This window comes from Tabrizicola sp. T74 (assembly GCF_057219935.1).
The window spans coordinates 1,138,047-1,158,247 of sequence record NZ_JBXVVT010000001.1; the positions used below are offsets into that span (position 1 = coordinate 1,138,047).

The following is a 20,201-nucleotide window of genomic DNA, read 5'->3' on the forward strand; positions in this document are numbered from 1 at the left end:
AGGCGCAGTATGCCAGCATTTGGCACTTTCAGGAAACCCCCATGACCACCGGTTCGCAAATCGCCTGGGACGATACCGTCCTGCCATTTCAGCTTGACGCCTCGGGCATCCGCGGCCGCGTCGCGCGCCTGGACGGCGTGCTTGACCAGGTCCTGAAGCAGCACGCCTACCCCTCGGTGATCGAAGCCCTTGTCGCCGAAACCGCGCTGCTCACCGCCCTCATCGGCCAGACCATCAAGCTGCGCTGGAAGCTGTCGCTGCAGGTCCGCGGCAAGGGCGCCGCGCGCCTGATCGCCACCGACTACTACGGCCCGACCAGGGAAGGCGAGCCCGCCCGCATCCGCGCCTACGCGAGCTACGATGCCGACCGGCTTGACCCGAACGCCGACCCCTTCTCCCAGATCGGTGAGGGCTACTTCGCCGTGATGATCGACCAGGGCGAAGGCATGCTGCCCTACCAGGGCTTCACCCCCATCGCCGGGAAAAGCCTGTCCGACTGCGCCCAGACCTACTTCGCCCAGTCCGAACAGATCCCGACCCGCTTCCAGCTCGCCTACGGCGAAAGCACCGAGCCCGGCCGCCCGATGCATTGGCGCGCCGGCGGCATCATGCTGCAGCACATGCCCGCCGTGGGCGGTGTCGCCGCCGAACAGGGCAGCGGCGAGGGCGGCCTTCTGACCCATGCCGACATCCTGGGCGGCGCCGAATCCGACGACTGGAACCGCGCGAACCTCCTCCTCGACACCGTCGAAACGCTCGAGATGATCGGCCCCTCGGTCCCGCCCACCGACCTCCTCGTCCGCCTCTTTCACAAGGAAGGCCCCCGCGTCTTCGACGCCCAGCCGGTCCGTTTCGGCTGCTCGTGCTCCGAGGACAAGGTGCGCAACACCATGTCGATCTACAGCCAGAAGGACATCGCCCAGATGACCACCGCCGAAGGCGTCGTCACCGCCGACTGCCAGTTCTGCGGCAAGCACTATGAGTTGGACCCCAAGACCCTGGGGTTCGAGGCCGTCAAACCGTGACCAACCCCGAGGACGCCCTGCGCCAGGCGCTTGCCCGCCCCGCCGGGCCGTCCTCGGATTTCGACCTGAACCCCGGCATCCGTCACGCCACCGACAAGCCCCTCCGCCCCGCCGCCGTGCTGGTCCCGGTCTGGTTGCGCGAGGACGGCCCCCGCCTGATCCTGACCAAACGCTCCTCGCACCTGAAGCACCACCCCGGCCAGATCGCCTTTCCGGGCGGCAAGGTCGACCCCACAGACGCCAGCCCCGAAGCCGCCGCCCTGCGTGAAACGCACGAAGAAATCGGCCTGCCACCTGAACGCGTCGAGATCCTCGGCACCCTCCCGGTCCACGAAACCGTCACCGGCTTCGCCGTCACCCCCTTCGTCGGCCTGATCCGTGGCCCCTTCGACCCGGTCCCCGAGGCAGGCGAAGTCGAGGAAGTCTTTACCGTCCCCCTCACCCACGTCCTCACCCCCGCCCGCTTCGCCATCGAGAGGCGGCAATGGATGGGCGTCTGGCGCCGCTACTACGCCGTCCCGTACGGCCCCTATTACATCTGGGGCGCCACCGCGCGTATCCTGCGGGGGTTGGCGGACCGGGTGCAGGACTAGCGCTCCCTCTCTCCATTCTATGTCCACAAATATCCCGGGGTCCGGGGCAGCGCCCCGGGGGCCGGCAGCAAGCGCACCCCTATCCGTCGCGCGAATCCGCCCCTATCCTGCCCTCATGACCGCTTCACCCATCACCATCACCGGCGACTGGCTGGACCATCCGGGCACGCAAGCCCTGATGCAGGCGCTGGAAACAGCTGGCCACAAGGCGCTTTTCGTCGGCGGCTGCGTCCGCAACGCGCTCCTCCACGAACCCGTCAGCGACGTCGACATCTCCACCGACGCAACGCCCGAAACCGTCTCAACCCTTGCCGACGCCGCAGGCTTCAAACCCGTCCCCACCGGCATCGACCACGGCACCGTCACCGTCGTGGCCGGGGGCAAGCCGCACGAAGTCACCACCTTCCGCCGCGACGTCGAAACCGATGGCCGCCGCGCCGTCGTGGCCTTCTCGACCAAGATCGAGGAAGACGCCCAACGCCGCGACTTCACGATGAACGCGCTTTACGCCGACCGCCACGGCACCGTCACCGACCCCCTGCACGGCCTTCCCGACCTGCAAGCCCGCCGCGTCCGCTTTGTCGGTGACCCCGAGACGCGCATCCGCGAGGATTATCTCCGCATCCTCCGCTTCTTCCGCTTCCACGCCGCCTACGGCGACCCAAGTGAAGGCCTCGACCCCGAGGGCCTAGCCGCCTGCGCCGCTTTGGCCGAAGGCCTCGACGGCATCTCGAAGGAACGCATTACTGCCGAATTGCGCAAACTCCTGACCGCCCGCGACCCCGCCCCTGCCGTCGCCGCCATGTCTCACGCAGGTGTCCTGACGCGCATCGTCCCCGGGGCGGACCACCGCACCCTCGCCCCGCTTGTCCACCTCGACGCCGCCGAGCCCCCCCGCTGGCTCCGTCGCTTGGCTGTCCTCGGCGGCGAGACCGCCGACCTGCGCCTCTCCAAGGCCGAGGCGCGCGACCTCGCCGCCCTCCGCGCCGCGTTCGAAACCACCGAGACCCCCGCCGCGCTGGGCTGGCGGCTGGGCGACGCCCTCGCCGCCGATGCCATCCTGTCCCGCGCCGCCACCTTCGGAACCCACCCCCCACAGGACTGGCAAGCCGACGTCCACCGCGGTGCCGGCGCGCGCTTTCCGATCACTGCATCCGACCTGATGCCAGCCCTTCAGGGCGAGGCGCTGGGGGCACGGCTCAAGCAACTGGAGGCAAGCTGGCTCGCCTCCGACCTCACCCTCACCCGCGAGCAGCTGCTCAAAGGGGCGTGACATTCCGCCGCGATTCGGCTAAGTACGCCGCACCCAATGACGGAGGCTCAGCATGGACTACGGGATCTCGTTTCGACTCGCCTGAGTTGACCGGTCCCGTCGTGGCGGTCGCTCAACCGCCTCACCCCATCGCTGCCACCTTCCAGGGTTTCCCCCAATGTTCCGCTTCTTCGAAAATCTCGTCGATCCGTATCAACCCTATACGGAAACCGACGCGCCCCCCACGCGGCTCTGGCCGTTCCTGAAGGATTACGTCCAGGCCTTCCGTAAGGTCTTTGCCGTTACCGCCCTCTTCTCGGTCGGCAATGCCGTGCTGGACGTGGGCATGATCTGGTACCTGGGCCGCCTCGTCGACCAGATGACCGGCCAGACCCCCGCCAGCTTCCTTGCCGCGCATTGGGTGGAACTGACCGTGGTCGCCTTCATCGTGCTGTTCGTCCGGCCGCTGGTCGCAGGCGGCTCGGTCGGGCTTCTGCACAACACCATCATGACGAACTTCGGCACCATGATGCGCTGGCGGGCGCACAAGCACGTCCTCCGCCAGCCCGTCGGCTGGTTCGAAAGCGATTTCGCCGGCCGTATCGCCAACCGCATCATGCAGGCCCCCCCGGCCGCCGGTGAGGCGGTGTTCCAGGTCTTCGACATGGCCGCCTTCGCCGCCGCCACCTTCATCGGCGCGCTTCTCATGCTGGCCGAGGCCGACCCGCGCCTGATGATCCCGCTGCTGCTGTGGTTCGCGGGCTACCTGCTCCTCATGCGCTGGACGATCCGCCGCGCCGGTCCCGCCGCCACGGCCTCCAGCGACGCGCGTAGCGCCGTCACCGGTCGCGTGGTCGACAGCTACACCAACATCCATTCGGTCAAGCTCTTCGCCAACCAGGACCAGGAGCTGAACTACGCCAAGGAAGCGATCGAGAAATCGCGCCAGACCTTCCAGACGGAAATGCGCATCGTCACCAAGATGGACATGGCGCTGACCTTCCTGAACGGGCTGATGATCCTGGGCGTCGGCGGCCTGGCGGTGTGGTTCTGGGTCCAGGGCACGGCGTCTGTCGGCGTGGTGGCGGCTGCGCTGGCGCTGGTCCTGCGCATCAACTCGATGACCTACTGGATCATGTGGGCCTCCACGAACCTCGCCCAGAACCTCGGCACGCTCGCCGAAGGGATGGAGACGATCGCCCAGCCCATCACCCTCGTCGACAGACCGAACGCCCCGGCGCTGCGCTTCGACAGGGGCCTGATCCAGCTGCAGCACGTCAGCCACCATTACGGCCGCGGCTTCGGCGGCCTGCGCGATGTCACCCTGACGATCCGCCCCGGTGAGAAGATCGGCGTCGTCGGCCGCTCCGGCGCGGGGAAGTCCACGCTGGTCAAGCTGATCCTGCGCTTCTACGACACCGAAAGCGGCGCGATCCTGATCGACGGTCAGAACATCGCCGAAGTGACGCAGGAATCCCTGCGCCGCCAGATCGGCATGGTCCAGCAGGATAGCTCGCTCCTCCACCGGTCCGTCCGCGACAACATCCTCTACGGCCGCCCGGATGCCACGGAAGAGATGATGATCGCCGCCGCGAAAAAGGCCGAAGCGCATGACTTCATCCTCACGCTGGAGGACCCGCAGGCGCGCCGCGGCTACGACGCCCATGTTGGCGAACGCGGCGTCAAGCTGTCGGGCGGCCAGCGCCAGCGCGTCGCCATCGCCCGCGTGATCCTGAAGGACGCGCCGATCCTGATCCTGGACGAGGCGACCTCGGCGCTGGACTCCGAAGCCGAAGCCGCCATCCAGGGCGCGCTCTATGGCGTGATGGAGGGCAAGACGGTGATCGCCATCGCCCACCGCCTCTCCACCATCGCCGCGATGGACCGGATCGTTGTGCTGGAGGACGGCGCAGTGGTCGAGGACGGCCCCCACGCCGAACTCCTCCGCCAGAACGGCCTCTACGCCCGCTTCTGGGCGCGGCAGTCCGGCGGCTTCATCGGCCTCGAAGAGGAAGCCGCCGAATAACCCCTCGTCGTTCGACTTCGTCACCCCCTGCGAGGAGTGACGAAGTCATCGACGAGCCGTCCCTGCCGACCGACACTTGCCCTTTCCCTCCCACAGGCCTACCTCACCCCAATGAGCGCGCTTCAAAGCCTCGGCTCCCTCATCGATGCCTTCCGCCCCGCCGATGGCCCCCCACCGCAACGGCTGGGCGCCTTCATGCGCTGGTCGCTGTCGGGCTCCTGGCCGATGCTCATCGTCGCGGGCGTGCTCTCCTCGCTCGCGGGCGTGACCGAGGTCGTCTCCGCCCTCATCCTCGGCTGGGTGGTGGACGCCGCCGTCAACTCCGGCCCGACCGACTTCTTCGCCCAGCACTGGACCCTGATCGTCTGGTTCCTCGCCTTCTACCTCGTCATCCGCCCCCTGGCCTTCGCCGTCTCCTCGGCCTCGAACAGCATCATCATCGGCCCGAACGTGATGCCGCTGGTCCTGTCGCGTCTGCACCGCTGGACGCTGGGCCAGGCCGTCACCTTCTTCGACAACGACTTCGCCGGGCGCATCGCGCAGAAACAGATGCAGGCTGCCCGCGCCGTCACCGATGTCGCGACCGAAGTCATCAACACCGTCTGCTTTGCGCTCGCCTCCGTCATCGGCTCGGTCGTCTTCCTGCTGGTCGTCGACGCCACCGTGGCCACTGCGCTTGCCGTCTGGCTGGTCGCCTACCTGTTCCTGATCCGCTATTTCATGCCGAAGGTGCGGGTGAACTCCGCCGCCCGCGCCTCCAGCCGCGCCATGGTCTCGGGCCAGGTCGTCGACACGATCACCAACATCAAGACGGTCAAGCTTTTCGCCCACGCCGCCTTCGAGGACCGCGTGGCCTTGGACGCGATGGAGGTCTTCCGCGACCGCTCGCTTGAATTCGGGGTCATCTCCACCTGGTTCCGCTTCAGCCTCATGCTTCTCGCGGGCGTCCTCCCGGTTCTCCTGATCGGCGGCTCGGTCCTCCTTTGGCAGCAGGGCCAGGCCACCGCCGGCGACATCGCCGCCTCGGGCGCCATCGCCATGCGCATCGCGCAGATGTCGGGCTGGGTCAGCTTTACCCTCATGTCGATCTACACCTCGGTGGGCGAGGTCGAGGACGGCATGCGCACCCTTTCCGTCCCCCACACCCTCGCCGATGCCCCCGATGCTCAGACGCTCCCCCGTATCAAGGGCGACATCCGCTTTGACGGCGTCACCTTCGCCTACGGCCGCCAGCGCGGCGGCGTGCAGGGCATCGACCTGACCATCCGCGCCGGGGAAAAGCTGGGCATCGTCGGGGCAAGCGGAGCCGGAAAATCCTCGCTCGTCTCCCTCCTCCTCCGCCTCTACGACCCCGAAGAAGGCCGCATCACGGTGGACGGTTTCGACCTTCGCAAAGTCACGCAAGAGAGCCTGCGCAAGCAGATCGGCATGGTCACGCAGGAAACCGCGATGTTCAACCGCTCGGCCCGCGACAACATCGCCTACGGCCGACCTGAGGCGTCGGAGGCAGAGATCATCGCCGCCGCCAAGGCCGCCGAAGCCGATGAATTTATTGTCGGAATGCTCGACCACCAGAACCGCAAGGGCTACGACGCCTTCCTGGGCGAACGCGGGGTGAAGCTTTCCGGCGGCCAGCGCCAGCGCATCGCGCTTGCCCGCGCCTTCCTGAAGGACGCGCCGATCCTGGTGCTGGACGAGGCGACCTCGGCGCTCGACTCCGAAGTCGAAGCCTCGATCCAGGAGGCCCTGGGCCGCGTGATGCAGGGCAAGACGGTGCTGGCCATCGCCCACCGCCTGTCAACCATCGCCGCGATGGACCGGATCATCGTCCTTGACCGTGGCCGGATTGTTGAGGTCGGCAGCCATGATGAGCTTCTCGCGAAGGACGGGCTTTACGCGCGCTACTGGAAGCGGCAATCAGGCGGCTTCATCGGCACCGAAGACGAAGAAGCGGAAGCGGCAGAGTGATCGTCACCATCGACCGGCTTGGGCACCTTGGGCACGGCATCGCCCCGGGTCCTATCTATGTCCCCGGCACCCTGCCCGGTGAGGTCGTCGAAGGCACGCCCGACGGCGACCGCCTGACCGACCCCAAGATCGTCACCCCCTCGGTCAACCGTGTGAAACCCCCCTGCCGCCACGCCCGCGCCTGCGGTGGCTGCCAACTCCAGCACGCCTCTGACGCCTTCGTGGCAGGGTGGAAGCAAGAGGTCGTCCAGATCGCTTTCGCCGGACAAGGCCTCAGCGCCGACTTTCTCCCGCTGGTGACCTCCCCGGCACGGTCCCGCCGCCGCGCCACGCTCTCGGCCCGCCGCACCAAGGGCGGAGTCCTGATCGGCTTCCACGCCCGCGCCTCGGACACCATCGCCGAAGTCCCCGACTGCCAGCTCCTCCACCCCGGCATCCTTGCCGCCTTCCCCGGCCTGCAGGCGCTGGTGATGGCCGGCGGCTCCCGCACCACCGAGCTTTCGCTCCAGGTCACCCTCACCCGAGGCGGCCCCGACGTTGTGGTCACCGGCGGCAAACCCCTTGACGCCAACCTCCGCCTCGACCTCGCCCGCCTTGTCGAAACCCACGGCTTCTCCCGCCTGACCTGGGACGGCGAAACGGTGGCCCTCCGCGACCGACCCGCCCTCACGATGGGCACCGCCACCGTCGTCCCCCCAGCCGGGGCCTTCCTGCAAGCGACGCTAGAAGGCGAGGCCGCCCTCCTCCAAGCCGTCAAACAAGCCCTCGGCCCCCAGAAACGCGTGGTCGATCTCTTCTCCGGCGTCGGCACCTTCACCCTGCCGCTGGCCGAGACGATGGAGGTCCACGCCGTCGAAGGCGACGCCGCGATGACCAAGGCGCTTGACCTTGCCGCCCGCAACACCCCGGACCTCCACCGCATCAGCGTGGAAACCCGCGACCTCTTCCGCCGCCCCCTCGAACCCGACGAGTTGAACGGCTTCACCGCCGCCGTCATCGACCCCCCACGCGCCGGGGCCGAGGCGCAGACCGCTACTCTTGCCGCCTCGAAAATTCCCGTGATCGCCGCCGTCTCCTGCAACCCCGTCACCTTCGCGCGCGACGCCAGGGCCCTGACTGCCGCAGGCTACCGGCTCGACTGGGTGCAGGTCGTCGACCAGTTCCGCTGGTCCACCCATATCGAGCTTGTCGCCCGCCTGTCGCGCCCCTGACAATTCCGTGATCCCCGCGCCCCGCCAGCCGTCTAGGCAAAGCGGCCAGTTTCCTGTATCCATTGGAAAAAAATACGGGCAGTCGTCAGGCGGACACGAAATGCGGTTTCTCAAGGTATTTGCGATCCTGGTGATCGCCCTCGGCCTTTCGGGCTGCGGTTCAAAGTTCAAGCGTTACAATGGCCCCGAGGTCACCCAGATCCAGGTCCACAAGTCCAGCCGCAAGATGTATCTCTTCCACCATGACAAGGTGCTGAAGTCCTACGACATCGCGCTTGGCTTCGAACCCACCGGCCACAAGCAGTTCGAAGGCGACGGCAAGACGCCCGAGGGCCAGTACTTCATCAGCCACAAGAACCCGGATTCCAAGTTCCACCTGTCGCTGCACATCTCCTACCCGAACGAGGCTGACATCGCCTTTGCCGAATCCCAGGGCAAGGACCCGGGGGGCGAGATCTTCATCCACGGCGGCCCGAACGAACGCGTCAGCCGCCGCGACTGGACCTGGGGCTGCATCGCGCTGACCGACAAGGAAATGGAGCGGGTCTATTCGATGGTGAACCCAGGCACCCCGATCATCATCCTGCCCTGAACGAAAAAGGGGGCCCGCAGGCCCCCGATCCGTTCGCTGACAGCAGGATCACGCGCCGGTCAGCATCGTCCACCAGATCTTGCCGCCCGGCTCTTGGAACCAGGCAAAGCCCAGCCGCGTCGCCAGCGGGTCCATGATCACAACCCGCGTGTCGTCGCGCGCCATCCAGGACGACAGCGTCTCCAGCTCGGTCTCGTAGGTCTCCGAGATGTTCTCACCCAGAAGCCGCCCGGCGAACCCGGCCCGCTGTGCACGGACCAGCGGCGAGGACCCGTCCGACCCGAAATGCCATGGCCGGTTCTGCACCGACATGTCACGGGCATGCGTCGCCGCTGCGGCGTTCAGGCTTGCGTCAAAGCTGACCTGCGGCAGACCCTTCGCCGACCGCAGCGTGTTCATCGCGTCCAGAAAGCGGAACGACACCGCCCGCGGATCGCCGATCCGGTAGACGCGGGGCAGGGGCCTGCCATCTGCACCGACTTGCGGGGCACTTGTCGTGCTGCAGGCTGCCAGTGTCATGCCAGCGCCCGCCAGCAGGAAAATGCGTCTGTTCATTCTGTCCACCAGTCCATCGCCGTCTCACGCGGCCGTCCGGCCCCTCTTAGCGGAAGCTTGCGGCAGGTTCAAACGGGCATCTCGCCAATCGGCGGCTGCTGACAGGTGTTTGATTTGCGCCTTGCGCACAATGCCGTTATATCCCCGGCGAAAGACCAACTTGCAGGAGTATCAGCCATGGCGAACGGCAAGATTGACCGTCGCGCGGTTCTAGGGGGAATGGTGGGCACCGCCGGTCTGGCCGCCCTGCCGGCTTTCGCCCAGGACGGCAGCACCGAATTCACCCAGCCGGCTTCGGCCTCGGTCCGCAACAACGTCTCCAGCTTCCGCATCCTGCAGTGGCGGGACTACTTCGACAACCTGCGGAACGGTGCGATCCTCGCCGACACCACCTCGCGTGCGCTGCACTTCTGGTCGGAAGATGAATCGATCTACCGCCTCTACCCGACCTCGGTCCCGCTGTCGGAAGAACTGACCCGCCGCGGCCTGACCTCGGTCGTCCAGAAGGTCGTGAACCCGACCTGGCGCCCGACTGCCGCGATGAAGCAGCGCCACCCGGAATGGCCCGATGTGGTCGAGGGCGGGGCGCCGGACAATCCGCTTGGCAGCCGCGCGCTGTATCTGGGCTGGACCTACTACCGGGTCCACGGCACGCATGACACCCGCAAGATCGGCCGCCGCTCGTCGAACGGCTGCATCGGGCTGTACAACGAACACATCGAAGAGCTGTACGAATACGCCAAGGTCGGGACGCAGGTTCGCCTGATCTGACGTTTGGACTCTGGCCCAGATTGGACCGCGCGGCGGAAACGCCTCGCGGTCTTTGCTTTCTCAGGTGCACCAGTCGGGCAGCGTCATGTCGATCCGGCCGGTACAGGCCGCGTCCACGCATCGCGCCAGACTGGCGAAGTGAAAGGGCTTGCCCAAAGCCGGTGGCCCGTAATGCGCGTACTTCCCCGAATTGGTGGCGATGTTGCGCGCCGAAGGCGGCACGACGGGTTCGCCGATGAAACACCAGCAGGTGTCGTTCAGCACCTCGCCGCCAAAGGCGCGGACCCGATCGATGAACCCTGCCGCCTTGGCCCGGGCGAACACATCGCGCCCGCAGGTGACCACCAGCCGGACCCCGTCCGCCTTCTGCCGCCCCGCACACAGCCGGGCCAACGCCGCAATCTCCGTCAGCGAAGAATGCGGATTGCCCAGCGCCACCAGGTCGACATCCGGCGTCTTTGCGATGTTCAACTCGGCCCAGGTCTCGGCCAGGTCTTCCCGCGTCACCTGCACCTGGCGCACCGTCTCTCCCAGCACCGCCTCCGCCGAAGTGGCCTCGGGCGTGATCCCCAGGATGTGCACCATTGGCGCGGCCGAGGTCGTGGCAAAGGCCGCCCCCAACGCCTTAAGATCATCTGGACTGAGCGCCCGCCCCTCCAGCCCGCAGATCAGCGGGATCTCGTTCGTCGCGAGCTTGCCGATGTGATAGCCCAGAAGCGGAAAGAACAGATCGTCCACCTCACCCAGGGGCGGCAGGTCGATCCGGACCGTCGCCCGGCGCCCGGAGTCCAGATAGCAGTCCGCCAGCGGAGCACGCCCGGTGATCGCGACCAGAATATCCAGATAATCCGGATACTTCAGCGTCCGGGCCCCAAGGACCGAATTGGCAAAGACCACCGCATTGGATTCCCCCCAGGCGATGTTCTGGCCCGCCCTCGGGAAAGGCTCCAGCAGGTAGGGCGCGCAGGTATAGGTCGGCTTCGCCCCCATCTCGACAAAGGCATCCGCCAGCGCGTCCGAGCCTTCGCCAAGGACCTCGGCCACCCCTTGCGTCCGCCACTTCCGCCGGTCGACGCAGATCGCGTTCATCGTCGTCGGCACCCGGACCCGCGCCCCCAGATCACAGAGCTTCCGCGCAAACTGCAGGCCCGCCGGGCCCTGGTAGAAGACCCCGTCCAGATGTGCCATGTCCACGTCGACCAGTTCCGTCGCGCCCTCGATCCGCGCCGTCTGCAGGACGATCCGCATGGCAATGCGCCCCGCCTCGCCGAACTCTCCGGTCAGAAAGCGGCGGTCCAGATCACTCAGGGCGAAATCCGCTGGGTCAGGTTCGGGCAGCACAAAGCCTGGAGGCATGGCGGTCGGCCCCTCCGTGGGCTCGACCCTGTCGTCGTCGATCCGCGCATGACCCACCCCCGCCAGCGCCGCAAACCCCGCCTCATCCAGCTGCAACACCGGAATTCCGCGCTGGAACAGCTCTGCAGCAATCAGCACGCCCAGGGTCAGGATCGTCTCCTTGTGCCGGAACACCAGGGCCGCCGGCGCATGGCCGTTCATCAACAGTTCGAAGATCACCAGACTGCCCGAACACGACCCCCGCCCGCTGGGAATGGCCAGAATCTTCCCGGCAACCGACTGCCCGCACAGCGGATGATGCACGTCGATGACTCGCCCCGAGGCCGCGTCGACGCCCCCCATGAAGCTGAGACCGACATCCGCATGCAGGACCTCGCCACTGGCCTGACCGGAAATCAGGGGCACTCCCCGCAGGATCGAAGCCGCCATCGTGTCCCCCTGACGCTTGCCAGCCAGCAGGCTCGTGTTCGCCACCTGACAAAAGATACCCACCTGCAGCAGGTATCAGCAGAAAGAGCGACATCCCTGGCTGAAACTGTCAAGGGACGGCTTTGAGCCCTTAGCGGACGTTGTTGATAGCTTCATCACAAGCTATGGTTGGCCGGCAGCGACGGAGAACGGTTTGCCCAAGATCGAGAACCGCGTTTGGACCGAAGACCCGGGTGGCCCAAATCCGCTGTCGGGGCAGGACGACGGTCCATCAGCCATGATCCCACTTGGCGACCAGGTGGGCCTTCAGCAGTTTGGTGTCCATCTTGAACGATTGCCTCCTCGCTCAAGGTCATCGCATCGACATTGGCACGAAACAGAAGACGAGTTTGTCTACATACTCTCCGGCGAACTGGTCTTGATCGAGGAGACCGAGACAATTCTGCGCACCGGTGATGCGGCGGGTTGGCGCGCAGGGTCGGCGATTGCCCACTGCTTAGAGAACAGATCATCGGCTGATGCGGTGATGTTGGTGATCGGCAGCCGTGCTTTGTCGGGAGCAGTTCATTATCCCGACCATGACGTGATCATGTATCACGACCCATCGGGCCGCCGCTTTACGCGGCTGGATGGAACGCCAATCTAGGACGGGCGCCTGTTTGAATGACCGCTTCGTCCGCAAAGCTGCCGGACGGGCCTTCCCCCAAGCAGCTGTGGGCACACCTAAGGCAGACCGGGCACCTTATGTCATGTGGCGGACACTGGGACGGCGGATCCGAGATGGTTAAGGCCACCCTAACAGAAAATGGCAAGTGCTTGCGATCGCACTAAAAATTGGCAAGTGTCCACCGTGGACACATCACCCCTTCCGGGGCAGCCACCCCCCCAGGTTCTCCTCGATCACCGCGACCAGCGCCTGAATATGGGCCGCATCATCGTTCAGGCAGGGGATGTAGGTGAACTCCTCCCCCCCGGCATGTTCGAAGGCCTCGCGGATCTCCCCGTTGATCTCTTCCAGCGTCTCGATGCAGTCGGCACTGAAGGCCGGCGCCATCACCGCGATCCGCTTTTTCCCCTGCTTCGCCAGCTCCGCCACATGCTCGACCGTGTACGGCCGCAGCCACTCCTCCCGGCCAAAGACCGACTGGAAGGTCGTGTCGATCGACCCCTTCTCCCACCCCAGCCGCTCCCGCAGCAACCGCGAGGTCTTGGCACACTGACAGTGGTAGGGGTCGCCCTCCATCAGGTACCGCTTCGGCATCCCGTGATAGCTCGCCACCAGCACGTCGGGCCGGTGGTCCAGCCCCGCATAGGCCGCCTCCACCGACTTCGCCAGCGCGTCGATATAGAGGGGATGGTCGAAATACTCCGCCACGGTCCGCACCGCCGGCTGCCGCTTTTCCTTCATCAGCGCCCGGAAGAACTGGTCATTCGCGGTGGCCGAGGTCGCCCCGGCGTAGTGAGGATACAGCGGGAAGAACAGCACCTTCTCGCACCCCGCCGCGACCATCGCCCGCACCTTCGCGTCGGTCGAAGGGTTGCCATAGCGCATGCAGAAGTCGACCATGACCTCCGCCCCATGCCTCTCGGCCATCACCGCCGCAATCGCCGCCGTCTGGGCCTTGGTGATGGTCAAAAGCGGGCTTTCGTTCAGCTCCTCGTTCCAGATCAGCTTGTAGTTCGCGCCACTGGTGAAGGGCCGCCGCGACAGGATGATGAGCTGCAAAAGCGGCTGCCACTTCCAGTCCGGGATGTCGACCACCCGCTTGTCCGACAGGAACTCGTTCAGATAGCGCCGCATCGACCAGTAGTCATAGGCGTCCGGCGTGCCGAGGTTGGCAAGCAGCACCCCGATCTTCGCCCGGCGCACCTTGGGGTGGTCGGCGGGGGCGTGGGCGAGGCGGCCCTCGCCCGGGGTGACGTCGGTCCCCGTCACGGCAGTGCTCCGGGCATCCAGCATGATCTTCTTCCCAATGGTTCAGGTGGGGACATAAGGGGTTGATCGGCGGGGTCAACCGTCTTTGGGCAGGGGTGTCTCTGGAACCCGCAGCGCATCCGCCAGCCGCGCCTTTGCCGAACCGGGGCGGAGCGGCTGTTGCTGGCTTTCGTGCGGGGCCCAGCCGGTCAGGAAAACCAGCTCGACCGTGGCGGGCAGGCGGCCCTCGGGCGTGGCGAAGTTTTCGCAATAGACCGCCGCTGCCATGGCCAGCACCGCCCGTCCGGTAAAGCGGCGCAGGCGGCCCGCCAGAGCATTCGTCTCGCCCGAGGCGCGCAGGTCGGCCATCAGGGTCGGGAAGTCCCGGTACTCGACGACCTGGTTCAGGCTGTCTGCCACCGGCAGGGCAAAGCCCGCCCGCTGCATCAGCCCGCCCAGGTCGCGGATCTCGCCCATCGGCACCACGCGCGGCGAGAGCCCGTCCGTCACCCGCGCCTCGGCCTCGGCCAGGGCCGATCGCAGCTCGTGCAGACTGCGTCCCCCCGGCAGGACGGCGATCAGCAGACCGTCCGGCTGCAGCGCCCGGCGGCACTGCACCAGCTGGCCCAATGGGTCATTCGCCCAATGCAGCGCCATCGCATGCACGATCAGGTCATGCGCGCCGGGCTGCAGGTCCAGCACCTCGGTATCCGCCACGGGCAGGGCACCGGGACACACATCCTGCCAGATTTCGGGAAAACCGCTCACCACGGCGGGTGCTGTAAAGAGTCTGTTAACCTCGGTGAGTCTTTCCTGAATATCGGTCAGGGCAAGCCGGTGCAGGAACATCGCCGCGTCGTGACCCGGCTGGGAAAGGGCGCGGGCGCGGTGGCGGGCCAGGGTCAGCCGGTCGGTCAGGATCGGGGCGTCATTCATCGGCGGGACTTTAGGAGGGCGAAATGGGATTGCAAGGCGCGCTGCAGCTTCTCTACCCGCCGCAGTGCATTTCCTGTTCGGCCCCGGTGCAATCCGACTTCGGATTGTGCAGCGACTGCTGGCGCGACACGCCTTTTGTCTCGGGCATGGTCTGCGACCAGTGCGGCGTCCCGCTGCCCGGGTCGGATGCCGAGGAACGCGCGCTTTGCGACGACTGCATGGCCATCGCGCGCCCCTGGGAGCGGGGACGAGCAGCGCTGATGTATGCAGGCAACGCCCGCAACCTGGTGCTGGCCTTGAAACATGGTGACCGGATGGACCTTGCGCGCCCCGCCGCAGCCTGGATGGCCAAGGTGGCGCGCCCGATCCTGACACCCGGCATGCTGGTGGTGCCGGTGCCCCTGCACTGGATGCGGCTCTTCCGCCGCCGCTACAACCAGGCAGCGCTTCTGTCCCGGGCCATCGCCAAGGCCGCAGCGTTGGAACATTGCCCCGACGCCCTGCAGCGGAAGCGGTCGACCGGCAACCAGGACGGCAAGACCCGTGACGCCCGCTTTGCCAACCTTGTCGGCGCCTTCTCCGTCCCGAAGGCGCGTGAGTCGCGGGTCAGGGACCGCGATATCCTTCTGGTCGATGACGTGATGACCAGCGGGGCGACCTTTGCCGCCGCGACCGAGGCGCTTTTTTCGGCAGGCGCGCGCTCGGTCAATGTGCTGGCGCTGGCGCGCGTTGCGAAGGACGGCTGAATCCTTATATTCGGGCGCGAAAGAGGTGCCCTGATGCGTCCTGTCGAAATCTACACCACGCCGATCTGCCCCTATTGCCACGCGGCCAAACGCCTGCTGCAGAAGAAGGGCGTCGCCTTTGCCGAGATCGATGTCAGCCGCGACCCGACCCTGCGTGAGGCGATGACCCAGCGCGCGCATGGCCGCCGCACGGTGCCGCAGATTTTCGTGGGCGACACCCATGTCGGCGGCTGCGACGACCTTTATGCGCTCGAGGATGCGGGCAAGCTTGACCCGCTTCTGGCCGCGTGATGCGCGCCGCACTGGTTCAGCTGACCGTATCGGATGATCCGGTCGCGAACCTGCCCGTGACCATCGGCTACATCCGGCAGGCGGTCGCCCAAGGCGCGGGCTTCGTGCTGACGCCCGAACTGACGAACGGCCTTTCCTCCAGCCGCGCGCACCAGCGCAGCGTCTTCCGGCATGAGGAGGACGACCCGACCCTCGCCGCCCTGCGGGATGAGGCGAAGGCGGCGGGCATCTGGTTGCTGATCGGGTCGCTGGGCATCCTGACCCATGACGCCGATGGCCGCTTTGCCAACCGCAGCTTCCTGATCGCCCCCGACGGCTCGGTCGCCGCGCGCTATGACAAGATCCACATGTTCGACGTCAACGTGTCCGCCACCGAGGTCTACCGCGAAAGCGAAGGCTACCGGCCGGGCGCGAAGGCCGTGGTGGCCGAGACGCCCTTCGCCAAGATCGGTATGACCGTCTGCTACGACGTCCGCTTTCCCGCGCTCTACCGCCGTCTGGCGCAAGGCGGGGCGCAGGTCATCACTGTGCCCGCAGCCTTCAACCACATCACCGGCGCGGCACATTGGGAGACACTGCTCCGCGCCCGTGCGATCGAGACGGGCTGCTTCGTCCTCGCGCCCGCGCAGACCGGCTTCCACCCCGAGACGAACGGCAAGGGCCGCAAGACCCACGGCCATTCCCTGGCCATTGCGCCCTGGGGGGAGATCCTCGCCGATGCGGGCACCGAACCGGGGGTGACGCTGGTCGACCTGAATCTGGCCGAGGTCGACAAGGCCCGGGGCCGGGTGCCTTCGCTGAGCCATGACCGGAGTTTTGACGGACCATGAGCGGGGAAAAGGCCGACGACATCGCGGTGGCGCTGTTTGGCGAGCTGTTCATGGCCGACCAGCTGGCGCGCAACCGGATTTCCAAGGTCCTGCCCAAGGGGATGGAGCTGTCGCATTTCAGCGTGCTGAACCACCTCGCCCGGATCAACGACGAACGCACTCCGGCGCAGCTGGCGAAGTCGTTCCACGTCACCCGCGGGGCGATGACCAACACCTTGACCAAGCTGGAATGGGCGGGCCACGTCCATATCCGCCCGGATTGGGAGGACGCGCGGCAGAAGTTCGTGGCGATCAGCCCCTCGGGCCGGGCGGCGCGCGACGGGGCCGTGGCCAGCGTCGTGCCGCTGATTGCCGAGGTGGTCCAATCCATCGGCCACGAAAAGGTCCGCGCGCTTCTGTCCGTGCTGCGCGAGTTGCGGATCAGCCTGGAAGGCGACGGCGGCTGAAGCACTATATCAGGTGCGCGGCACCATGGGTTATGCACAGGGTTTGCGCCCTTCGCGCCCCAAAGCCCCTTGCCCTGTCCACCTTATCCCCGCATAGACTGTCCCGACAGCTGCGGTCCGGTCTCCATGCACAATTCGCCTCGTTTCCTGCTTGCCTTCCTCGCTGCCAGCACGGCCCTTTCGGCCCCGGTCCTGGCCGAAGGCCCCGCAACCCTGAACATCAACGGCGCGACCGGCATCATCGACATGCCCTCGGGCGAGGCGCAGAAGGACGCGACCTTTTCGTTCAGCACCTCGGTCATCGGCTCGGTCTCGCGCACCACGCTCAGCTTCCAGTTCAGCGAACGGCTCTCGGGGTCCTACCGCTTCCAGACCTGGCGCGACTGGGACGCGATCATCCCCGGCGATGGCGAGGAATCCGACCGCAGCATCGACCTGCGCTATCAGATCCTGAAGGAAGGCAAGTACCGCCCCGCGGTGACAATCGGCCTGCAGGACCTGACCGGCCAGGGGCTGTTTGCATCCGAATACGTCGCGGCGACGAAGAATTTCGGCGACAGACTGAAGGTGACGGCGGGTCTTGGCTGGGGGCGTCTCGGCAGCGATGGCAGCATCGGCCAGCCCTTCGGCGACCGCCCTGCGGTCAGCCCCACCGGGACGCCCAACGCCGACCAATGGTTCCGGGGCGATGCCGCCCCCTTCGCCGGGGTCGAATACAAGATCAGCGATACCTGGACCTTCAAGGGCGAATACTCGTCGGACGCCTACACACTGGAAGACGACACCCGCGGCCTGATCGAACGCGACAGCCCGTTCAACTTCGGGTTTGAATACCAGCGCGGCCCGAACATGCGCTTCGGGGTCTATTCGCTCTATGGCTCCGAAGTCGGCCTGACCTTCCACATCATCCTTGATCCGAAAAGCCGCCTGGCCGGTGGCGTGACCGGCGCGGCCCCCGTGCCGGTCAAGGCACGCCCGGCGCGGTCGGCGGACCCTGATGCCTATGACGGCGGCTGGGTGACCCAGGCCGATGCCGGCCCGATCCTGCGCAAGAACCTGGCAAAGCGGCTGGCCGCCGACGGGATCGCCGTCGAAGACCTGGCCTATACTGCCACCACCGTCCAGGTCCGTATCCGCAACGGCCGGATCGATGCGGGAGCTCAGGCCATCGGCCGTACCGCGCGTGCCCTTAGCCATGTGATGCCCGCCTCGGTCGAGGTGTTCGAGATCGTGCCCGTCGTGAACGGCATCGGGGCGTCAAAGGTCACCATTCGCCGCAGCGACCTTGAGGGGCTGGAATATTCCGCCGACAACGCTTCGCTGCTGCGCGAACGCGTCACAGTGACCGATGCCGGTCCGACCCCCGCCTACGCGCTGGGCGACGAAGGCCTGTATCCCAAGTTCACCTGGAGCCTCCGCCCCACCCTGCGCCTGTCCGAACCGGCCAAGGGCGACATCGGCCTGCGGCTCTCGGGGACCTATGACATTGCCCCCGGCTGGGTCCTGTCGGGCTCGGTCTACAAGCAGCTGGCCACCAACATCGACCCCGGCGGGCCGTCGACCTCGCCGCTGCCGCATGTGCGGACCGATGGCTCGCGCTACACCGAATTTGGCGACCCGGCGCTGGAACGGCTGACGCTCGGCTGGTACGCCCGCCCGGCCGAGAACATCTATTCCCGCGTCACGCTCGGCTATCTGGAACGGATGCACGGCGGCATCTCGGGTGAGGTGCTGTGGAAGCCGGTCGACAGCCAGCTCGCTCTCGGGGCCGAGCTCAACTACACCATGCAGCGCGATACCGATGGCGGCTTCGGCTTTGGCGAATACGACTATGATGTCGTAACTGGCCATGTCTCGGCCTACTACGACTTCGGCAATGGCTTCCTGGGCCAGCTGGATGTGGGCCGGTATCTGGCCGGCGACGTGGGCGCAACCGTCTCGGTCGACCGGGTCTTCGCCAACGGCTGGAAGGTCGGCGCCTTTGCCACCGTCACCGATGTCAGCGCCGAGGATTTCGGCGAGTCGGGCTTTGACAAGGGCATCCGCTTCACCATCCCGTTCAACTGGGCGCTGGGCACTGAAACCCGCCGCGGCTTTGGCATGACGTTGCGGCCGGGGTCGGGCGATGGCGGGGCGCGGGTCGATGTCGGCGGGCGGCTTTACGAATCGATCCGGGACTACCATGTGAACGGGCTTGATCCCGACTGGGGAAGGGTCTGGCGGTGAAGACCTTACCTCGGGCTGCCGCACTCGTCGCGGCCCTTGCCGTGCTTGCGGCCTGTGGCAACGACAAGGGCACGGCCAATCCGGTTGTCGCCGCGGTCGGCCAGATGGCCAAGGCGACGCTCGCCAAGGGCAAGAAGGGCGCAGCCCCCGCGCAGGCCGCCGCCCCTCTCGGGCGCAAGGAATTGGCCGCTGCGGGCCAGCCCATCCTGCGGGTCAAGTCCCAGGCGCTGGGACAGGATGCCTTCCTGACCATCGTCGACACCAAGGGCGACGTCGTGACCTGGACCGCACAGGGTCAGGCGAATTTTTCGCTGCGCGATGGCGTGCTGATCCAGACCCGCGGCGTGATGTTCGACCTGATGTCCGCCCAGGCGCCCGCGTTGGCGCAGCTGAAGGGCGGCGAACCCTATCAGCGCATCTACTACTTCCTCGGCCCCGACGACGCCGGAACGCGGCGGACCTACGACTGCACTGTCGCCACGATCGGGCGCGAGACGATCGAGATCGTCGAAAAGTCGCACGATACCCTGCATGTGACCGAGACCTGCACCCGCCCGAACAGCACGCTGACCAACGACTTCTGGATCGAGGGCGACATGATTCGGAAATCGCGGCAGTGGGCGAGCGCTGGCGTGGCTTATCTGGAATTCGAACAGGTCATCGACTGACACCTTCGGCGTTTCGGCCATTCCATCGGGGTTCGGGCGCTTCCAAAGCCGCAAGTTGATGCAGAATCCGCGCAGTTTGCGGGTTACCGCTCCTTCAGGCCATCCATTAACTGCGCTTTAGTCCGCTTTGGACTAGACTATGGTCAACGGATCATCTCTGCGGGGTTCTCGTGAAAACGCTGATCGCCACGGCGCTTTGTGCCGCCTGCCTCGCCCAATCGGCGCAGGCGGGTGGTCCGGTCGTGGTGGTTGAAGAACCGCCGCCCGAAGTCACCGAAGAGCCGCCGACCAGCAAGGGCTGGCTGCCGCTTCTGGTGGTGCCACTGTTCATCTGCGTGGTGATGTGCGGCCCGGAAGACGAGTGA

Annotated in this window: 20 protein-coding genes; 16 read left to right on the top strand and 4 right to left on the bottom strand. The window is 66.5% G+C overall.

The features are described from left to right. Positions 1-41 precede the first annotated feature (41 nt). The 7 genes from hslO to AC2EAL_RS05900 all read left to right on the top strand — a co-directional run bounded on the left by hslO (position 42) and on the right by AC2EAL_RS05900 (position 8,667). Positions 42-1,025, top strand: a complete 984-nt coding sequence (gene hslO, locus AC2EAL_RS05870; protein ID WP_484723231.1) for an Hsp33 family molecular chaperone HslO — start codon at positions 42-44, stop codon at positions 1,023-1,025. Then, complete coding sequence (locus tag AC2EAL_RS05875) at positions 1,022-1,618, top strand: CoA pyrophosphatase (RefSeq protein ID WP_484723232.1); 597 nt, start codon at positions 1,022-1,024, stop codon at positions 1,616-1,618. Before hslO ends, AC2EAL_RS05875 begins: the two co-directional genes overlap by 4 nt. Before the next feature lie 130 nt (positions 1,619-1,748). Beyond that, positions 1,749-2,891 carry a CCA tRNA nucleotidyltransferase gene (locus AC2EAL_RS05880; RefSeq protein WP_484723406.1) on the top strand — a complete coding sequence of 381 codons (1,143 nt, stop codon included), beginning with the start codon at positions 1,749-1,751 and terminating at the stop codon, positions 2,889-2,891. A gap of 157 nt (positions 2,892-3,048) precedes the next feature. Beyond that, positions 3,049-4,896: an ABC transporter ATP-binding protein gene (locus AC2EAL_RS05885; RefSeq protein WP_484723233.1), complete on the top strand. Its 1,848-nt coding sequence runs from the start codon at positions 3,049-3,051 to the stop codon at positions 4,894-4,896. Positions 4,897-5,007: 111 nt separating this feature from the next. Then, entirely contained in the window at positions 5,008-6,864 is a 1,857-nt protein-coding gene (locus tag AC2EAL_RS05890) for an ABC transporter ATP-binding protein (protein ID WP_484723234.1), read from the top strand. Continuing rightward, positions 6,861-8,075, top strand: a complete 1,215-nt coding sequence (locus AC2EAL_RS05895; protein ID WP_484723235.1) for a class I SAM-dependent RNA methyltransferase — start codon at positions 6,861-6,863, stop codon at positions 8,073-8,075. Before AC2EAL_RS05890 ends, AC2EAL_RS05895 begins: the two co-directional genes overlap by 4 nt. A 100-nt stretch (positions 8,076-8,175) precedes the next feature. Continuing rightward, positions 8,176-8,667 carry a L,D-transpeptidase family protein gene (locus AC2EAL_RS05900; protein ID WP_484723236.1) on the top strand — a complete coding sequence of 164 codons (492 nt, stop codon included), beginning with the start codon at positions 8,176-8,178 and terminating at the stop codon, positions 8,665-8,667. 48 nt (positions 8,668-8,715) lie between these two features. Here AC2EAL_RS05900 and dalA read toward each other — a convergent pair whose 3' ends face one another. Continuing rightward, a complete protein-coding gene (dalA, locus tag AC2EAL_RS05905; RefSeq protein ID WP_484723237.1) occupies positions 8,716-9,222 on the bottom strand; it encodes a divisome-associated lipoprotein DalA in 507 nt (168 codons plus the stop codon). Positions 9,223-9,399: 177 nt separating this feature from the next. Here dalA and AC2EAL_RS05910 point away from each other — a divergent pair, with 177 nt between their 5' ends. Beyond that, the gene (locus AC2EAL_RS05910; RefSeq protein ID WP_484723238.1) at positions 9,400-9,993 is read left to right on the top strand and encodes a L,D-transpeptidase; all 594 of its coding nucleotides are present in this window, start codon (positions 9,400-9,402) and stop codon (positions 9,991-9,993) included. A 60-nt stretch (positions 9,994-10,053) separates the two neighbouring features. Here the strand turns inward: AC2EAL_RS05910 and lhpI are convergent, their stop codons facing one another. Further along, positions 10,054-11,823, bottom strand: coding sequence for a cis-3-hydroxy-L-proline dehydratase (gene lhpI, locus AC2EAL_RS05915; protein ID WP_484723239.1), 1,770 nt, complete (start codon positions 11,821-11,823; stop codon positions 10,054-10,056). Positions 11,824-11,971: 148 nt separating this feature from the next. On the opposite strand from lhpI, the gene AC2EAL_RS05920 reads away from it, so the two are divergent. After that, positions 11,972-12,424 carry a cupin domain-containing protein gene (locus AC2EAL_RS05920; protein ID WP_484723240.1) on the top strand — a complete coding sequence of 151 codons (453 nt, stop codon included), beginning with the start codon at positions 11,972-11,974 and terminating at the stop codon, positions 12,422-12,424. Between the two features lie 213 nt (positions 12,425-12,637). On the opposite strand, the gene hemH is transcribed toward AC2EAL_RS05920, so the two are convergent. Then, positions 12,638-13,738 carry a ferrochelatase gene (gene hemH / locus AC2EAL_RS05925; protein ID WP_484723241.1) on the bottom strand — a complete coding sequence of 367 codons (1,101 nt, stop codon included), beginning with the start codon at positions 13,736-13,738 and terminating at the stop codon, positions 12,638-12,640. Positions 13,739-13,789: 51 nt separating this feature from the next. Next, positions 13,790-14,629: a methyltransferase domain-containing protein gene (locus tag AC2EAL_RS05930; RefSeq protein ID WP_484723242.1), complete on the bottom strand. Its 840-nt coding sequence runs from the start codon at positions 14,627-14,629 to the stop codon at positions 13,790-13,792. Positions 14,630-14,652: 23 nt separating this feature from the next. Between AC2EAL_RS05930 and AC2EAL_RS05935 the strand changes: the two genes are divergently transcribed. From AC2EAL_RS05935 to AC2EAL_RS05965, 7 genes are all read left to right on the top strand, one after another. Next, positions 14,653-15,375 carry a double zinc ribbon domain-containing protein gene (locus tag AC2EAL_RS05935; RefSeq protein ID WP_484723243.1) on the top strand — a complete coding sequence of 241 codons (723 nt, stop codon included), beginning with the start codon at positions 14,653-14,655 and terminating at the stop codon, positions 15,373-15,375. Between the two features lie 33 nt (positions 15,376-15,408). Continuing rightward, positions 15,409-15,666 carry a glutaredoxin 3 gene (grxC, locus tag AC2EAL_RS05940; RefSeq protein WP_484723244.1) on the top strand — a complete coding sequence of 86 codons (258 nt, stop codon included), beginning with the start codon at positions 15,409-15,411 and terminating at the stop codon, positions 15,664-15,666. Further along, on the top strand, positions 15,666-16,496 hold the full coding sequence (locus tag AC2EAL_RS05945; RefSeq protein ID WP_484723245.1) for a carbon-nitrogen hydrolase family protein: 831 nt from the start codon (positions 15,666-15,668) through the stop codon (positions 16,494-16,496). Before grxC ends, AC2EAL_RS05945 begins: the two co-directional genes overlap by 1 nt. Further along, a complete protein-coding gene (locus AC2EAL_RS05950) occupies positions 16,493-16,942 on the top strand; it encodes a MarR family winged helix-turn-helix transcriptional regulator (RefSeq protein WP_484723246.1) in 450 nt (149 codons plus the stop codon). Before AC2EAL_RS05945 ends, AC2EAL_RS05950 begins: the two co-directional genes overlap by 4 nt. A 126-nt stretch (positions 16,943-17,068) precedes the next feature. Beyond that, positions 17,069-19,168, top strand: coding sequence for a YjbH domain-containing protein (locus tag AC2EAL_RS05955; protein ID WP_484723247.1), 2,100 nt, complete (start codon positions 17,069-17,071; stop codon positions 19,166-19,168). Further along, on the top strand, positions 19,165-19,836 hold the full coding sequence (locus tag AC2EAL_RS05960) for a YjbF family lipoprotein (RefSeq protein ID WP_484723248.1): 672 nt from the start codon (positions 19,165-19,167) through the stop codon (positions 19,834-19,836). Before AC2EAL_RS05955 ends, AC2EAL_RS05960 begins: the two co-directional genes overlap by 4 nt. Before the next feature lie 170 nt (positions 19,837-20,006). Beyond that, entirely contained in the window at positions 20,007-20,201 is a 195-nt protein-coding gene (locus tag AC2EAL_RS05965) for a hypothetical protein (protein WP_484723249.1), read from the top strand.

What these genes read in the sequence shown, in the direction of transcription:
- hslO (WP_484723231.1), top strand. Translation starts at nt 42, where the DNA reads ATGACCACCGGTTCGCAAATCGCCTGGGACGATACCGTCCTGCCATTT.
- AC2EAL_RS05885 (WP_484723233.1), top strand. Translation starts at nt 3,049, where the DNA reads ATGTTCCGCTTCTTCGAAAATCTCGTCGATCCGTATCAACCCTATACG.
- AC2EAL_RS05890 (WP_484723234.1), top strand. Translation starts at nt 5,008, where the DNA reads ATGAGCGCGCTTCAAAGCCTCGGCTCCCTCATCGATGCCTTCCGCCCC.
- AC2EAL_RS05900 (WP_484723236.1), top strand. Translation starts at nt 8,176, where the DNA reads ATGCGGTTTCTCAAGGTATTTGCGATCCTGGTGATCGCCCTCGGCCTT.
- dalA (WP_484723237.1), bottom strand. Translation starts at nt 9,222, where the DNA reads ATGAACAGACGCATTTTCCTGCTGGCGGGCGCTGGCATGACACTGGCA.
- AC2EAL_RS05910 (WP_484723238.1), top strand. Translation starts at nt 9,400, where the DNA reads ATGGCGAACGGCAAGATTGACCGTCGCGCGGTTCTAGGGGGAATGGTG.
- hemH (WP_484723241.1), bottom strand. Translation starts at nt 13,738, where the DNA reads ATGCTGGATGCCCGGAGCACTGCCGTGACGGGGACCGACGTCACCCCG.
- AC2EAL_RS05930 (WP_484723242.1), bottom strand. Translation starts at nt 14,629, where the DNA reads ATGAATGACGCCCCGATCCTGACCGACCGGCTGACCCTGGCCCGCCAC.
- AC2EAL_RS05935 (WP_484723243.1), top strand. Translation starts at nt 14,653, where the DNA reads ATGGGATTGCAAGGCGCGCTGCAGCTTCTCTACCCGCCGCAGTGCATT.
- grxC (WP_484723244.1), top strand. Translation starts at nt 15,409, where the DNA reads ATGCGTCCTGTCGAAATCTACACCACGCCGATCTGCCCCTATTGCCAC.
- AC2EAL_RS05945 (WP_484723245.1), top strand. Translation starts at nt 15,666, where the DNA reads ATGCGCGCCGCACTGGTTCAGCTGACCGTATCGGATGATCCGGTCGCG.
- AC2EAL_RS05950 (WP_484723246.1), top strand. Translation starts at nt 16,493, where the DNA reads ATGAGCGGGGAAAAGGCCGACGACATCGCGGTGGCGCTGTTTGGCGAG.
- AC2EAL_RS05955 (WP_484723247.1), top strand. Translation starts at nt 17,069, where the DNA reads ATGCACAATTCGCCTCGTTTCCTGCTTGCCTTCCTCGCTGCCAGCACG.